Source organism: Saccharospirillum mangrovi (assembly GCF_003367315.1).
Classification (GTDB): Bacteria; Pseudomonadota; Gammaproteobacteria; order Pseudomonadales; family Natronospirillaceae; genus Saccharospirillum; species Saccharospirillum mangrovi.
The window spans coordinates 2,923,524-2,939,562 of sequence record NZ_CP031415.1 but is presented as its reverse complement, the minus strand read 5'-3'; the positions used below and the strand labels follow the sequence as shown (position 1 = coordinate 2,939,562).

At 58.6% G+C, this 16,039-nt stretch carries 13 protein-coding genes; 12 read left to right on the top strand and 1 reads right to left on the bottom strand.

Annotated elements, in window-relative coordinates:
• The first annotated feature begins 62 nt into the window (after positions 1-62).
• From DW349_RS13930 to DW349_RS13895, 8 genes are all read left to right on the top strand, one after another.
• Complete coding sequence (locus DW349_RS13930; protein ID WP_108126336.1) at positions 63-1,184, top strand: uroporphyrinogen-III C-methyltransferase; 1,122 nt, start codon at positions 63-65, stop codon at positions 1,182-1,184.
• Positions 1,181-2,365 carry a heme biosynthesis protein HemY gene (locus DW349_RS13925; RefSeq protein ID WP_108126335.1) on the top strand — a complete coding sequence of 395 codons (1,185 nt, stop codon included), beginning with the start codon at positions 1,181-1,183 and terminating at the stop codon, positions 2,363-2,365. The genes DW349_RS13930 and DW349_RS13925 overlap by 4 nt, the downstream gene beginning before the upstream one ends.
• Positions 2,358-2,858 carry a GAF domain-containing protein gene (locus DW349_RS13920; protein ID WP_108126334.1) on the top strand — a complete coding sequence of 167 codons (501 nt, stop codon included), beginning with the start codon at positions 2,358-2,360 and terminating at the stop codon, positions 2,856-2,858. The genes DW349_RS13925 and DW349_RS13920 overlap by 8 nt, the downstream gene beginning before the upstream one ends.
• Before the next feature lie 368 nt (positions 2,859-3,226).
• Positions 3,227-4,474, top strand: coding sequence for an ABC transporter substrate-binding protein (locus DW349_RS13915; protein ID WP_108126333.1), 1,248 nt, complete (start codon positions 3,227-3,229; stop codon positions 4,472-4,474).
• A gap of 181 nt (positions 4,475-4,655) precedes the next feature.
• Positions 4,656-5,543: a carbohydrate ABC transporter permease gene (locus tag DW349_RS13910; protein WP_108126332.1), complete on the top strand. Its 888-nt coding sequence runs from the start codon at positions 4,656-4,658 to the stop codon at positions 5,541-5,543.
• The gene (locus DW349_RS13905; protein ID WP_108126331.1) at positions 5,536-6,411 is read left to right on the top strand and encodes a carbohydrate ABC transporter permease; all 876 of its coding nucleotides are present in this window, start codon (positions 5,536-5,538) and stop codon (positions 6,409-6,411) included. Before DW349_RS13910 ends, DW349_RS13905 begins: the two co-directional genes overlap by 8 nt.
• Positions 6,412-6,423: 12 nt before the next feature.
• Complete coding sequence (locus DW349_RS13900) at positions 6,424-7,533, top strand: ABC transporter ATP-binding protein (protein ID WP_108126330.1); 1,110 nt, start codon at positions 6,424-6,426, stop codon at positions 7,531-7,533.
• 216 nt (positions 7,534-7,749) lie between these two features.
• Positions 7,750-10,740 (top strand): bifunctional diguanylate cyclase/phosphodiesterase, encoded by a 2,991-nt coding sequence (locus DW349_RS13895; RefSeq protein WP_162824646.1) that lies wholly within the window; start codon positions 7,750-7,752, stop codon positions 10,738-10,740.
• A 69-nt stretch (positions 10,741-10,809) separates the two neighbouring features.
• Here DW349_RS13895 and argH read toward each other — a convergent pair whose 3' ends face one another.
• On the bottom strand, positions 10,810-12,210 hold the full coding sequence (argH, locus tag DW349_RS13890) for an argininosuccinate lyase (RefSeq protein ID WP_108126328.1): 1,401 nt from the start codon (positions 12,208-12,210) through the stop codon (positions 10,810-10,812).
• Between the two features lie 216 nt (positions 12,211-12,426).
• Between argH and DW349_RS13885 the strand changes: the two genes are divergently transcribed.
• The 4 genes from DW349_RS13885 to DW349_RS13870 all read left to right on the top strand — a co-directional run bounded on the left by DW349_RS13885 (position 12,427) and on the right by DW349_RS13870 (position 16,024).
• Complete coding sequence (locus DW349_RS13885) at positions 12,427-12,630, top strand: hypothetical protein (protein WP_108126327.1); 204 nt, start codon at positions 12,427-12,429, stop codon at positions 12,628-12,630.
• A gap of 321 nt (positions 12,631-12,951) precedes the next feature.
• The gene (locus tag DW349_RS13880) at positions 12,952-14,493 is read left to right on the top strand and encodes a phosphoenolpyruvate carboxykinase (protein WP_108126326.1); all 1,542 of its coding nucleotides are present in this window, start codon (positions 12,952-12,954) and stop codon (positions 14,491-14,493) included.
• Positions 14,494-14,567: 74 nt separating this feature from the next.
• On the top strand, positions 14,568-15,515 hold the full coding sequence (thiL, locus tag DW349_RS13875; RefSeq protein WP_108126325.1) for a thiamine-phosphate kinase: 948 nt from the start codon (positions 14,568-14,570) through the stop codon (positions 15,513-15,515).
• 32 nt (positions 15,516-15,547) lie between these two features.
• On the top strand, positions 15,548-16,024 hold the full coding sequence (locus DW349_RS13870) for a phosphatidylglycerophosphatase A family protein (protein WP_108126324.1): 477 nt from the start codon (positions 15,548-15,550) through the stop codon (positions 16,022-16,024).
• Positions 16,025-16,039: the final 15 nt, after the last annotated feature.

The following is a 16,039-nucleotide window of genomic DNA, read 5'->3' as shown; positions in this document are numbered from 1 at the left end:
AGCCGTCGTCGAACCCCGTACACTGTGCCCGAGCCCGGCCCAGCAGAGATAGAAGCGAGCCCATGACTGAACACGACAAGCAGACGCCGTCCACCGAATCGGTGTCGTCTCAGCCTGCGGAAAAAAACACCGCCCAGACCCCACCCAAAGCCAAATCCAAGCCCGTCAAAACCGCTAAAAAGAAAGGCAGCGGTCGGGGTTGGCGCGTTTTTTTGGTGCTGTTGATTGTGCTCGGCCTGTTGGCCGGCGCCGGCTATTACTGGGGCCAGCCGTATTATCAGTCGCTGCTGGCGCAATGGTCGCAGTGGCGCGCCTTGCCGCAGCAACAGGCCGCGTTGGCGGCGGAAATCGAGCGTTTGAATAACGAGTTAAACGCCGAGCGTCAGGCGCGTTCGTCATTCGCCAGTGCGTTGCAAAATACCCGCAGCGAACTGGAACAGATGATCGTCGATACCGCTCAACGGCTGTCCCGGCGCGATGACCTCGATACCAATCAATGGCCGCTCGAAGAAGCGCTGGCGCTGTTGCGTCTGTCGGAACGCCGGTTGCAATTGGATGGCAACGCTCAGGTTGCGCTGAATCTGCTCGATGCGGCCGATCAGGTGTTGGCGAATATGACCGCCGCCGCCGTGCTGCCGGTGCGTCGCCAGATTGCGCAAGACCGCCTGGCGTTGCAGTCGATTGATGCACCCGACATCAACGGCCTGTATTTCCGTCTCGACGCCATCGACGACCGCATCGCTAACTTCCAATGGACGCCGGCCGAGCGGTTAGCGCCGCAGGATCAGACTCAAGCGTCGTCGGCAGACGAACCGCTGTCACCCTGGGCGGCATTCCGCAACAGCCTGGGCAGTCTGGTGACGGTGACTCGTCTGGATGCGCCGCATCAGGCATCGCCGTTGCTGGACGATTTTGAACGCTGGCGTCAGCACAGCCGGTTGTTGCTGGAAGAAGTGCAACTGGCGTTGCTCTCGCGCGAACAGGCGTTGTTCGATGCCGCTCTGGCGCAACTGACCGAGCAACTGACGCCGATGCGCCAGGAATTGGACGTCGAACCGTTGATCGCTCAGCTCACCGAATTGGCCGGCACGCAACTGAACCCGACGCTGCCGGACATCAGCGCCAGTGTGCGCGCCCTGGAAACCTATCTGAGCCGCTCCGGTGATGCGGAGGGCGACTCATGAGCCGCATGATCGTTCGCGTCATCCTGTGGTTTGTCTTGCTGCTCGCCGCCGGCGTGCTGGCGCATTTTATGGTTCGGCATCCTGGCTACGTGATGCTGGCCTGGGGCCAGTGGATGGTGGAAATCACGCTGTGGGCTGCGGTCGGTTTGTTGGTCGTTGGCTTGCTGGTGTTGTGGTTGGTGGTGCGGCTGTGGCGTGGGGTTAACCCGATTCACTGGGCGCGCCGTTATCGCGATCATCGCGACCGCCGCGCCGCCCGGGTGGAAACCGAACGCGCCATCGGCGCCTGGCTGACCGGCGATGAAGCAACCGCCTTGAGCGCGCTGAACAAGGTCGTCAAAGCCGGCGGTTCCGAACGGCTGCCGCGTTTGATGACGTTGATTCCCGAGCGCACTCACCCGAACTGGTCGGAACGGCTGGCGGATTTTATTGAAGCCGATCCGGGTTTGAGTCTTGCGGCCTGGGCGCTGCAAGCCAACCAATTGATTCAACACGGCAACACTCAGGCGCTGGTCGATTTGGTTGAGCGCCAACCGGAGTTGGCGTCGGTGCGTTTTATTCAACCGCCGTATTGGCGTGCGCTGATTGACGAAGGCCAGGCTGACAAAGCCTTGCGGCGCATCGAAGCGGCGCCCGGTTTGCACCCGGACGACCGCGAGCGCTGGCAGAGACTGGCCGGCCGTGCGTTGGTCGAACAGGCCTACGCCGACGGTTCGGCGAGCCCGGCAACACTGAAACTGATTCCGCGCAACCTGCGCCAAAAACCGGCTCTGGTCGCCACCGAAGTGCGTTGCCTGGCGCGTCACAACCGCCTGACCGACGCCTTCGACCGGCTGAAAAAAGCGCTCGAACGCGCCCCGGCCGATGAACTCTGGGCGTTGTTGACGGAGCTGCCGTTCAACGCCAGCGATGCCTTGCAACTGGGCGAAGCCATTTTGGTGAAATCGCGTCAGCCATCGGCCACAGCGCAAACGGTGCTGGGTTTGCTGAGCGAACGCGAAGCGCTTTGGGGGCAGGCGGAAAATTATCTGCAAGCGGCCTGGGAACAAGCACCGTCGGTGCAAAGCGGTCAGGCGCTGGCGGCACTGTACGAGCGTCGCGGTGACAAAGACCGGGCGTTGGCACTCTACAAACAATTGGCGGCTACGGTCGCCGCATCGGGAGACACCTCCGTTGGCTGAACATCTGGACATCAACCGCGCCGTCGATCGGCCGCAACAATACGCCGAACTGTTACCGCAACTGCGCGGCCTGATCAGCGGCGAGCCGAACTTGACCGCCAATCTGGCGAACCTGGCGGCTGCACTGCGCCAGGCGCTGGGGTTTTTCTGGGTCGGGTTTTATCTGGTTGATGGCGATGAACTGGTGCTGGGTCCGTTCCAGGGCGACATCGCCTGCACCCGCATCGGTTTTGGTCAGGGTGTCTGTGGCGCCGCCTGGCAAGAAGCCACTACCCAGTGGGTACCGGATGTCGATGCCTTTCCCGGCCACATCGCTTGCAGCAGTCAGTCGCGCTCCGAAGTGGTGGTGCCGGTATTGGTAGAAGACGAGGTCGTTGCTGTGCTGGACGTCGACAGCGACCGCCTCGACGACTTCACCGAAGCCGATGTAGAAGGCCTGCAAGCCATCGCCAGCCTCTGTTCTGAGCTGTTTAGCGCCACCGCCAACGGCTAAATGTAACAGCCTTGATACAAACGGCCGGTGCCAAGCGTTACCGGCTGTTACTTCCCACCGTCATTTCCCCCATCATCGAACGCTTGAGACTGGGCCGAGCCATTTGGCTTCACACAAATGTCACCCACGGTAACGCCGGTAACACAATTTAGCCGCCTGTTGCGGTTAGCCTTTGTTACGCTCGGTTGCCTTTTTAGACGTGTCATTGACCAAAGCTGGCACTAGAGTCCCAGCGTTGGAAGGCGTTTGTCTGAGTCTGATCAATGTCCGTTCCACGTGGTGGGCCGGCGAAACGGTCCGGTTTGCCTCAACGACTCAAGTCGAAATACGTAAGTACAGTCACAACAACAACAGAAGGACTGAGCGATATGTTTAAGAAAACTCTGATGGCGATGGCTCTGGGTGGCACCCTGGCCGCTGGCGTTCAAGCCGGTGAAGTCGAAGTACTGCACTGGTGGACTTCCGGTGGTGAAGCTCGCGCTATTTCCGTACTGAAAGAGATGGTGGAAGACGAAGGCCACACCTGGATCGACTTCGCGGTCGCCGGCGGTGGTGGCGAAAACGCTTACACCGTACTGCGTTCACGCGCTGTGTCTGGCAACCCGCCGGCCGCTGCTCAGATCAAAGGTCTGGAAATTCAGGAGTGGGGCGATCTCGGCTTCCTGGCTGACCTGGATCCGGTTGCAGAAGCCAACGACTGGGACGGCAAACTGCCGACCATCGTCGCTGACTACATGAAGCACGACGGCGAATACGTGGCCACTCCGGTCAACGTTCACCGTGTTAACTGGATGTGGGCTAACCCGGCTGTGTTCGAACGCGCTGGTGTTGAAATCCCGACCACTCTGCCTGAGCTGTGGGCTGCTGCCGACAAGCTGAAAGCCGCTGGTGTGACTCCGATCGCCCACGGTGGTCAAGCTTGGCAAGACGCCACCACTTTCGAAAGCATGGTTCTGGCCGTTGGCGGTGCTGACTTCTTCGAAGACGTTTTCGTCGATATGGATCAGACCGCTCTGCAAAGTGCGACCATGATCGAAGCGCTGCGTCAGTTCAAACGCGTCAGCAACTACATCGACCAGGGTGCACCGGGCCGTGACTGGAACGTAGCCACTGGCATGGTTATCCGTGGCGAAGCTGCGATGCAGTTCATGGGTGACTGGGCGAAGGGTGAATTCACCGCTGCTGGCCTGGAGCCGGGTTCAGACTACGTCTGTGCACCGTTCCCGGGTACTGAAGATGCCTTCACCTTCAACATCGACTCTCTGGCGATGTTCAAACAGCCGAACCCTGCCAACACCGAAGCTCAGATGGCGATGGCCGCACTGGTTCTGTCGGATGAATTCCAACAGACCTTCAACCTGAACAAAGGCTCTATCCCGGTTCGTACCGACATGGATATGAGCGCTTTCGACAGCTGCGCGGTTGAAGCCATGGATACCTTCAAGCGTACCGCTGTAGAAGGTGGTCTGGTGCCTTCCATGGCCCACGGCATGTCCACTACCTCCAGCATCCAAGGTGCGATCTTCGACACCGTGACTGAGTTCTTCAACTCGCGCAGCATGACCGCTGAACAAGCGGCCACTCAGATGGCTCGTGCCGTCCGCGCTGCTCAGTAATTTGAAGTAGACTCGGTTTATAGAGTTGTAACAGGCGGCGCATCCGCGCCGCCTTTTTATACCCAGGCCGTTTCAAAAAGGGCTCAGTATGACCGCCAATCGGACCGGTGCTGTGTCTTTGAACTACTTTTTGAACCTGCTTTGTTTTTGAACCTGCTTTGTGTGAACGGACGGAAGACTTATGTCGGTAACAAGCAAAAAGGGGTTGGATTACTGGCTGCCCAAGCTGGTGGTGTCTCCCACGGTGGCCATCGCCATCGTTTTTATTTACGGCTTCATTATCTGGACCAGTGTGATTTCACTGACCGGATCCACCATTCTGCCGCGCTATGACTTCGTTGGATTCGAACAGTACGTCAAGCTGTTTCAGAACCCGCGCTGGCTGTCATCGCTGTGGAATTTGCTGGTGTTCGGCGTGCTGTTCATCGGTGTCTGTATGGTGGTGGGGCTTATTCTGGCGGTGTTGCTCGATCAACAGATTCGTGCCGAAGGCGCCTTGCGCACCATCTACCTCTACCCGATGGCGCTGTCGTTCATCGTGACCGGCACCGTCTGGAAATGGTTGCTGAACCCGACGGTGGGCATTGAGCGCTTTGTGCACAATCTGGGTTGGGAGAGTTTCCAGTTCGACTGGATTGTGAACCCGGACATGGCGATCTACACCGTGGTCATCGCCGGCGTCTGGCAGTCGAGCGGCTTCGTGATGGCGATCTTCCTGGCCGGTCTGCGCGGCATCGATACCTCCATCATCAAGGCGGCCCAACTCGATGGCGCCAGCCTGTTTTCGGTGTACACGCGCATCATCATTCCGTCCATGCGTCCGGTGTTTTTCTCCGCTTTCATCATGCTGGCGCATTTGGCGATCAAGAGCTTCGACTTGATTGTTGCCCTCACCGGCGGTGGCCCGGGTAACGCCACCGACGTGCCGGCCATCTTCATGTACCAGTTCTCCTTCCAGCGCGGACGCCTGGGTATCGGCGCGGCCTCTGCGGTCATCATGCTGATGACGGTGTTGGCCATCCTGGTGCCTTATCTGTACTCCGAATTGAGGAAGCCGAAAGATGCGTGATTCGAGCAAGCGCTATCAACCCGTCACCGGGCGCGCCATCCTGTACGCCGTTTTGGTGATCGTTGCACTGTATTACCTGCTGCCGTTGATGGTCATGTTGCTGACCTCGGTGCGTTCGATGGACGACATCCGCATGGGGCAATTGATCGAGTGGCCGAATTCGTTCAGCCTCGACGCCTGGCGTCAGGCCTGGAGTGAAGTGCAGATCGGTGCGCGCAGCGAAACCGGTTTGAAGCCGTACTTCATCAACTCCATCAAGATCGTCATTCCGGCGGTGGCCATTTCCACCATCCTGGGTGCGTTGAACGGTTACGTGCTGAGCTTCTTCAAGTTCCGTGGCAGCGAATTCTTCTTCGGTGCCTTGTTGCTGGGCTGCTTCATCCCGTTCCAGGCGATTTTGCTGCCGCAATCCCAATTGCTGGGCTGGTTGAACCTGGGCGGTACCATCACCGGTCTGGTGTTGACGCACGTGGCGTACGGGGTGAGTTTCACCACCCTGTTCTTCCGCAACTATTACATCAACTTGCCGCACGAACTGGTGAAAGCCGCCAAGCTCGACGGCGCCGGATTCTGGATCATTTTCTTCCGCATCATCCTGCCGATTTCCACGCCGATTCTGGTGGTCACGGTGATCTGGCAATTTACCCAAATCTGGAACGACTTCCTGTTCGGGGTGGTGTTCTCCGACCCGTCATCGCAGCCGGTGACCGTGGGTCTGAACAACATGGTGAACAGCACCACAGGTGAGACGCGATACAACGTCGACATGGCCGGCGCCATCATCGCCGCGCTGCCGACCATCATCGTCTATGTCGTAGCTGGCAAGTATTTCGTACGCGGCCTGACGGCCGGGTCTGTAAAAGGTTAATGGAGTTCTCTCATGGCTGAACTGAACATCAAGAACGTCAACAAGAGTTTTGGCAGCACCGACGTGCTCAAGGGCATCAACCTGGACATCCAGGACGGTGAATTCATCATCCTGGTCGGCCCGTCCGGTTGCGGTAAATCGACGCTGCTGAACTGCATCGCCGGTCTGGAAGACGTCACCTCGGGCGACATCATGCTGGGCGACGACAACGTCACCTACGCTGCGCCGAAAGACCGCGACATCGCCATGGTGTTCCAGAGCTACGCGCTCTACCCGAACATGAACGTGCGCAAAAACATCGCCTTCGGTCTGGAAATCCGCAAGATGCCCAAAGCCGAGATCGAAACCGAAGTGCAGCGTGTTGCCAAATTGTTGCAGATCGAAAACCTGCTCGATCGCAAACCGTCGCAACTCTCCGGCGGCCAGCGTCAGCGTGTGGCGATGGGTCGTGCTTTGGCGCGTCGTCCGAAGACCTATCTGTTCGACGAACCGCTGTCGAACCTCGACGCCAAACTGCGCGTCGAAATGCGCACCGAAATGAAAAAACTGCACCAGCGTCTGGGCACCACCATCGTCTACGTGACGCACGACCAGATTGAAGCCATGACCCTGGCCGATCGCATCGCGGTGATGAAAGACGGCATCGTCCAGCAGTTCGGTACACCGCAACAGGTGTATGACGACCCGGCCAACATCTTCGTCGCCGGCTTTATGGGCTCGCCGTCGATGAACTTCCTCGACTGCGAAGTGATCAAAAGCGGCAACGGTTTTGCGGTGAAAATTGAATCGCAGGGCAAAACTTTCGAATTGCCGGTCGATCCGTCGCAGGCCGACTTGTCAGCGCACGAAGGCAAAACTGTCGTGCTGGGCATTCGTCCGGAACAGATCACCCACGTCATGCCGCATGTTGAAGCACAACCGTTCGTTACCCGCGTGCCGGTGAAGATCGAAGTGACCGAGCCGACCGGTGCCGACACCCTGGTGCTGACGCACATCAACGGCCAGGAATGCGAATGCCGTGTGCACCCGACCGAAGCCGGCAAACCGGGCGAACTGATGGACCTGTTGTTCAACATGAGCAAGGCGGTGTTCTTCGACGGCACCACTGAAAACCGCATCTGATTTCCAACGAACGCTGCAAGGCGTTCAAGCCGAATGATAGGCAAACCTTTGGCGTGGCTTCCGGCCACGCCTTTTTTGTGCCTGTTGAACCGCAAAAAGTCGGCAAAACCGTCCTGACTCGCTAGACTTTCGTCTCTATTGGGCAGTCATCAAACAGTACGGATCGGCATGACGGAGCAGTCAGGGCAAGCAACAAAGGACGACGAGCAGACGGAAATGACGGCTTGGCTAACACAGTTGCCTTTGGTGCTGTATGAAGCGGTGCCGTCTCAAGAAAATCCGGATCTGTGGCGGTTGCTCAACGTCAGCGACACCATCGAAGATCTGACCGGATTTCCCGCCGCCGATTTTCTCGGCGATGAACCGCGTTGTTACCTCTACGAAATGATTCATCCGGACGACCGGGTGCGCATCGGTTCGGAATACGACCGTTGCCGCATCACCGAAAGCCCGATGAGTTTGCGCTATCGCATTCGCCACCGGCAGCAGGGCTATCGGGTGGTGGAAGAGCGCTCGTCGTTCAAGCGCGATGCCAATGGCCTGTTGCATTCCTACGGCGCCTTACTCGACAGCAACCAGTTGCAACGCGAATCGCGCCGCCATTCCCGCCTCGATGCGGCGCTGGAAAGTCTGAATGCCGATGTCGCCGTTGCCACCGGTCAGGCGTTTCTGGAAAGTCTGTGCCGTCGTCTGGCGTACCTGCTGGACATTCGTCAAGTCGCCATCATGCGGGTGGTTGAGGGGCAGAACCTCGAATCGCTGGCGCGGGTTCACGATGGCTTGTTGATTGCGCCCTACACCGTGCTGACCGACAACACCGAACTCAGCGTGTTGCGTTATCAGGCGCGCGCAGAACTCATCTACGACAAAGCCATTGGTCATGGCCTGACCAACCTGGACGAAATCCGCCACGTCATCGCCATCCGTCTCGACAACCATCAGGGCGAATGGCTGGGCGTTCTGGTGCTGTGTCACGACAAGACGTTCAGCACCAGCCAGACGCTGGACCGGGCGCTGGAGCTCTATACCGACCGCGCCGTAACCGAAATTGAACGCCTGGGTTTGGAGCGACAGCTGCAGGAAAGTGACGCCCGTTATCGCGCCTTTTTCGACACCGCCGTACAGCCGGCCTTGGTGATTAATCCCAAGGGTCGGGTGACCAATTTCAATCAGGCCGCGCGGCGTTTATTCGAGGTCGGCGACAGCGACGACCTGCAGTTGATCGACCTGTTGCCGCGTCACCAGGCCGATGGTCGCAGCTCGCTCTACAGCTTGTTGCGCCTGGTTAAAGAAACGCACCACAGCGGCGTCTCTCCCAGTCAGTGGCAAATGCACACCCTCAGCGGCCGCGAGCTGACCGTCATCGTCTATATCTCGCCAACCATGATGAACCAGACCGAGCGGGCGCTGCTGACCATTGAAGACATCACCGACCGGCTTAAGTCTGAAGCGGTACTGGCAGAACAAAACCGCTTGATGCGTGAGCGCCAAAGCCGCCTGCGTGGTCTGGTGCGTTTGGCGACTGAACTGGAACGCCAGGGTGAACTGCACGATTTTCTTGAAGCCTGCTTGTTGGAATTACTGCACCAGGAGGGCTGCCGCGAAGTTGCGTATTTTCAATGGGCATCGCAGCGCTGGCGGCACAGCGTGGGCGACGACAATAAAGACGACGACAATCAAGACCGTCATGGTTACGAATACCACGCCTTGAGCATTGATCAGGTGATGATCAGTGGCAGCGTTTTGCTGCGCGAAGACGACGAACCCTGGGTGTACATGCCGTTGTTCGACAGCGGTACGCCGGTTGCTGTGCTGGTGGTGGGCAGTCGTGAAGCGGGCTTTCGCGACCGCGAATTCATCGACCTGTTGCACCAGACCATTGCACTGGCGTTCGACAATTTGATGCAGCGCTTAACGCTGCACCAGCAAGCGATGCGCGACAGCCTGACCGACCTGGGCAACCGCGCCCAATTGCACGCCTGGGTGCGCGATACGCTGGAAGAACAACCCGACCAATCCGCCTCGTTATTGTTGTTCGACCTCAACCGATTCAAGGAAATTAACGACACCCTCGGCCACCATTTTGGCGACCGGCTGCTGTGCGAAATCGGGCCACGCATTGTGGACATTTTGGCGCGCGACAATTCCTGGGGCATCGCCCGGCTGGGTGGCGATGAATTTGCCGTCTTCCTACCGCAACAAAGCCAGAGCCAGGCCTTGGCCTTGGCGGAATTGATTGGCGAAGCGCTGCGCCAGCCGTATTTGATCGACAGCATGAAACTGCAAGTGGAGGCCAGCATTGGCGTTTCGCACTACCCGACACAGGGGCGCGATGGTCACGAATTACTGCGCTGCGCCGACGTAGCGATGTACGCCGCCAAGAGCAAAGGCCAGACGGTGGTGGTGTTCAATTCTGATTTGGACGCCAGCACGCCGCAGCGCATTGCTGTGCTGTCGGAACTTGATCAGGGCTTGCAGGCGGGCCATTTATGGGTGGCCTATCAGCCGGTAATTTTCGCTGCCGACGGCCGCATTGGCGGGCTGGAAGCGCTGGTGCGTTGGCGCCATCCGGAGCTGGGCGATTTGTCGCCGACCGATTTTATTCCGTTGGCGGAAATGGGGCAGGGCATTCGTCAGATCACCGATTTTGTGTTGCGCACCAGTCTGGCGGCCGTGGCGCACTGGCGCGAAACCGTTAAAGACGATTTGTACATGGCGGTGAATTTGTCGTCGCGCGTATTACTCGATCACGCCTTGCCGCAACAGGTGTCGCGTTTGCTGAAAGAATTTAATTTACCCGGCTCGGCGCTGGTGTTGGAACTGACCGAAAGCACGTTGTTATCGGATCCATTGCGCGCCGTCGACATCATCGAGCAACTGGCCGAACTCGGCGTGCAATTGGAAGTGGACGACTTCGGCACCGGCTATTCGTCGCTGGCCTATTTGAAGTCGTTGCCGATTCAGGCGCTGAAAATCGACAAGAGTTTTATCGCCGATTTATTGGATGACCCGCAGGACCGCATCATCGTCGAATCGACCATCAAGATGGCGCACAACCTGGGCCTGGAAATCATCGCCGAAGGCGTTGAAGACGAAGCGACGCTGATCGAGTTGGTGAAAATGGAGTGCGATGCCATTCAGGGATTTTATTTTTCCAAACCCCTGGCGGCGAAAGAATTGGACGTCTGGCTACAGCGGAATTTGTGAGGCCTGCGGCGGGAGACGGGAGACGCTGAACGGGAGACGCATGATGCCAGCAGCGTCTCCCGTCTCCCGTTAAGCGTTTAGCCTTACCAAGGCACGCTGCGCCGCTTCGCGTACCTGATGCGGCGCCGTGCCGCCAATGTGATCGCGTGCGGCAACCGAGCCTTCCAGCGTCAGCACGTCAAACACATCCTCGCCGATGGTGTCGCTGAAGGTTTTCAGTTCGTCCAACGACATTTCGCTCAAGTCTTTTTTCGTTTGCAGGCCATAGGCCACGCTCTTGCCGACCACTTCGTGCGCGTCGCGAAACGCCATGCCTTTTTTCACCAGATAGTCGGCGAGGTCGGTGGCGGTGCTGTAACCGCGCAGCGCCGCCGCGCGCATCTGATCTTTTTTCGGCTCGAGGTGCGGCACCATGTCGGCAAAAGCGCGCAGGCTGCCAGCCAGTGTATCGACGGTGTCGAACAGTGGTTCTTTGTCTTCCTGGTTGTCTTTGTTGTAGGCCAACGGTTGGCTTTTCATTAACGTCAGCAAGCCCATCAAGTGACCATAAACGCGGCCGGTTTTACCGCGCACCAGTTCGGGTACGTCCGGGTTTTTCTTCTGCGGCATGATCGACGAGCCGGTGCAGAAACGGTCCGGCAGATTGATGAAGTCGAATTGCGCCGAGGTCCACAACACCAACTCTTCCGACATGCGCGACAGGTGCATCATCAGCAACGCGCCAACGTGGGTGAATTCGATGGCGAAATCGCGATCGGATACCGAGTCGAGCGAGTTTTCCGTCGGCCGGTCGAAACCGAGTAATTCGGCGGTGCGGGCGCGGTTGATCGGGTAGGTCGTGCCGGCTAACGCGGCGGCGCCGAGCGGCAGAATGTTGACCCGTTTGCGGCAGTCAAGCAGGCGTTCAGCGTCGCGTTGCAGCATTTCGTTCCAGGCCAGCAGATGATGACCGAAGGTAACCGGCTGCGCCGTCTGCAAATGGGTGAAACCGGGCATGATGGTGTCGGCCTGTTGCGCCGCCAGTTCAATCAGTCCGCGTTGCAGGCGTTTCAGTTCGCCGCCCAGACCATCGATGGCCTCGCGCAAATACAGCCGGATGTCGGTGGCAATCTGATCGTTGCGCGACCGGCCGGTGTGCAGCTTTTTACCGACGGCGCCGATCTTGGCGGTCAGCGCCGCTTCGACGTTCATGTGCACGTCTTCCAGCGCGACCGACCATTGCAACTGGCCGGCTTCGATGTCGGCCTGCACTGCTTTAAGTCCATCAACAATGGCGCGGCCTTCGTCGGCGCTGAGCACGCCGACTTCGGTGAGCATGGTGGCGTGGGCGATGGAGCCGGCGATGTCGTGTCGGTACAGACGCTGGTCGAAACCAATCGAGGCGGTGAATTCGGCCACAAAGGCATCGGTCGCTTCGCTGAAGCGTCCGCCCCAGGCGGCATTGGTATCGGTGGTTTGGCGATCAGACATAACGCAGGCATTCCGGCAACTGAGGATCAGCCGGCATTATAAAACGGTAACAAGCGTTGGCTATGGTACCAACGGCAAAAACTGCTACTTGGCGCTAGCAAGATTAGTTGGATTTGCTGTGACAATGAGTAATTTTTTGTCGTGTTTTTATGGCGAAATTGAAACGCTGGTCTATAAAGAGTCTGTGTTCCATTGGTGTGATCAGGAGAGCTGAGGATGAGCACCGAATCCACCCCGACCATGGCAGCCGCTAAGGACAACGGGCAGAAACAACACAGCCGCGATGAATTGCGGGCGCAAGTGGCTAACGATGTCGAAGCCTTTTTGGCCGCCGGCGGCGAAGTACAGGAAGTCGAACGCGGCAAGCGCGCCGACCCACCGAAGGCGCCATCGAATCAATACGGCAGTCGGCCCATCTGAGCGTTTGGAGCGGTCGTCGCGGATTTGAAAGCAGTGTTTCAAAATTCGCACCATTGAAATTCCCTTACCAAAATTGCCGTTCCAGCGCGCTAATCTTGTAACATAACAACAAATGGTCAGCCTTCATTGACAATTCGGCCTCTGTCTTGAGGCCGTTTTTGTTTTTTGGTAGCCGTTGCCTGTGGTTTTCTTTCAGGCGTGTTTTTGGTTTTTAGTTTTGTCAGAAATATATTGACGTTTCGACGGTTCAAGGCCGGCCCATGCTCGGCTTAGACTGCATCGGCCTATCACGCTGGACCAACCGCTGGAGTCGAAACCGTCATGGCCGTTTTTTCCCCCAATGCTCACGTCGATCTGAGCACGCCCTTATTGCTCGAATTCGCTGTTCGCCGAGAAGAAGGCGAATTCGCCCATAACGGCGCTTTCGTTGCCCGCACCGGTGTGCGCACCGGACGCTCGCCCAAAGATCGATTCATCGTCGAAGCAGACGGCAGTCGCGACCAGATCGACTGGGGTGCGGTCAACCGGCCGTTCCCGCTGGAGCGCTTCGATGCGCTGTGGCAGCGCGTCAGCGATCATCTGCACAACCGCGAACATTTTGTCAGCCATCTGGAAGTCGGTTCGGCCGCAGCGCATTCACTGCCGATGACGGTGACCACTGAACTCGCCTGGCATCAGGTGTTCGCCCGCAATCTGTTCATCGTGCCGGAGCATTGGAACAGCGGTGGCAAAGACGTTTGGCAGGTGTTGAACGTACCGTCTTTTGTTTGCGATCCGCAGCGCGACGGCACCAACAGCGACGGCGTGGTCATCCTGAATTTCGAAGAACGCAAGGTGTTGATCGCCGGCTTGTACTACGCCGGTGAAATGAAAAAGGCGATGTTCTCGGTGCAGAATTTCCTGCTGCCGGCGAGCGAAGTGTTGCCGATGCACTGCTCGGCCAACGTTGGCGACGATGGCAAAACGACTTTGTTTTTTGGTCTGTCCGGCACTGGCAAAACCACGCTCAGCGCCGACCCGGATCGCTTTTTGATCGGCGACGACGAACACGGTTGGGGCCCGGGCGTGGTGTTTAACATCGAAGGCGGTTGCTACGCCAAGTGCATCGATTTGTCGGCCGAGAACGAGCCGGTTATCTGGAACGCCATCCGCTTCGGCACCATTTTGGAAAACGTCGTGCTCGACGAAGACCGCCAGCCGGATTACCGCGACGACAGCCTGACGCAAAATTCCCGCGCCGCTTACCCGCTGGAACACATCGACAAACGCCAGCCGTCGAACCAGGGTGAAGAACCCAGCGCCGTGGTGTTTTTGACCTGCGATCTGAACGGCGTGTTGCCGCCGGTGTCGAAGCTGACCAAAGAAGCGGCGGCTTACCACTTCCTCAGTGGCTACACCGCTCTGGTCGGCTCGACTGAAATGGGCGCCGGTTCCGGCATTAAGACGACATTCTCGACCTGTTTCGGCGCGCCGTTTTTCCCGCGTCCGGCCGGTGTGTACGCCGACCTGTTGATGAAGCGCATCGAGGCGGCCGGCACCGAAGTCTATCTGGTCAACACCGGCTGGACTGGCGGCGCCTACGGCGATGGCAAACGCTTCAGCATTCCGGTAACGCGCGCGGTGATTAGCGCCATCACCAACGGCGCGCTGACCGATGTGCAGACGCGCCACCTCGACGGTCTGAACCTGGATGTGCCGGTAGCGGTGCCGGGTGTCGACAGCGCCTTGCTCGACCCGCGCAGCACCTGGGCTGACGGCGCGGCTTACGACGCCCGCGCTCAAGCTTTGGTCGGGGAGTTCCAACAGAACTTCGCTAAGTACGACGTCGATGCGGCCATTGTTGCCGCCGGTCCGCAAGGCTGATGTCGGACGGGGCCGAAGCGGTGAGGCTTGCTTAACACCTTGCTTAAAAACAGGCGCCTCGCCACACTTCGGCCATGACCGAATTTGAACTGATAGACGCCTGTTTTCGCGCCGGTTCCGCGCGCGATTCAGGCTTGCTGATTGGCAATGGCGACGACTGCCTGGTGTGGCAGGATGCGTCGCCGTTAGCCATGTCCATCGATACCGCCGTGGCCGGTCGCCACTTCCCCGAACACGCCAGTCCTGAACGTGTTGCCCAACGCGCCTTTTTGCCGGCGCTCAGCGACCTGGCAGCCATGGGCGCTGAACCCGCGTTTTTCACCTTGGCGCTGACGCTGCCGACACCGCTCGATATCGATTGGACGCAGCGCTTCGCCAAACGTTTGCTGCAACTGGCCGATCACTACGGTTTGGTGTTGGCCGGTGGCGATACCACGGCTGGTCCGGCGCGGGTGATCAGCGTGCAGATGCACGGTCGGGTAACGCAGCCGTTGCGGCGCAATGGTGTGCAAGTGGGCGACGAGGTTTGGGTGTCCGGCCAGCCGGGTTTAGCGGCCGCGGCTTTGCCACTCATTCTGGCCGACCGCGAAAACGAGTTATCAACCACCTGGCTCGACGCCTACTGGCAACCGCAACCGCGTATCGAATTGGGCCGAAAGTTGGTCGGTTTGGCGAGTGCGGCCATTGATGTATCCGACGGCTTGGTCGCCGACCTGACGCATCTGGCACAAGCCAGCCAAGTGCAGATCGAGCTGGATTTGGAACGCCTGCCGCTGCCAACGGACCTGGTTGAGCAACTGGGTTTCGACGCCGCCGTCGGTTGTGTGCTGGCTGGCGGTGACGATTACGAATTGGCGTTCAGCGCGCCGCCAAACCGTCACGCGGCTTTGCTTGAATTGAGTGCAGAACTCGGTCTGCCATTAACCTGCATCGGCCGCGCACAGGCAGGCGACGCCACGGTGTCGATTCGGCATAATGGCGAACACTATCGGTCGTCCTGGCCGGGCTTTTCGCATTTTTGATTCACTGTTTTGTTTGAGAATTGAGGCACTGCATGATCGAACCCGGCCAGCGTCGCTGGAACAACCACTGGACGCATTTTCTCGCTTTCGGCCTGGGCAGCGGTGCCGCACCCAAAGCACCCGGTACTTTCGGTTCGGTTGCCGCCATGCCGTTTCTGGCGTTGCTGATGTGGCTGCCGCTTTGGGCTTATGCGCTGGTGTTGGTGGTGGCGTTCGTGTTCGGCTGTTACCTGTGCGACCGGGTATCGCGCGACATGGGCGTGCACGACCACGGCGGTATTGTCTGGGATGAATTCGTCGGCATTTGGATCACTTTTATCGCCGTGCCGTTGAATGCCTGGACGCTGATCGGTGGTTTTATTCTGTTTCGTTTTTTCGACGTTATTAAACCCTGGCCGATTGGCTGGGTAGATAAACGCGTTGCCGGTGGTGTTGGCATCATGATTGACGATGTTATCGCCGGCGTTTTCGCCTGGCTGGTGTTGCAAGCGGTGCTCTGGCTGCTGTAGCGATGTCGCTCAGTC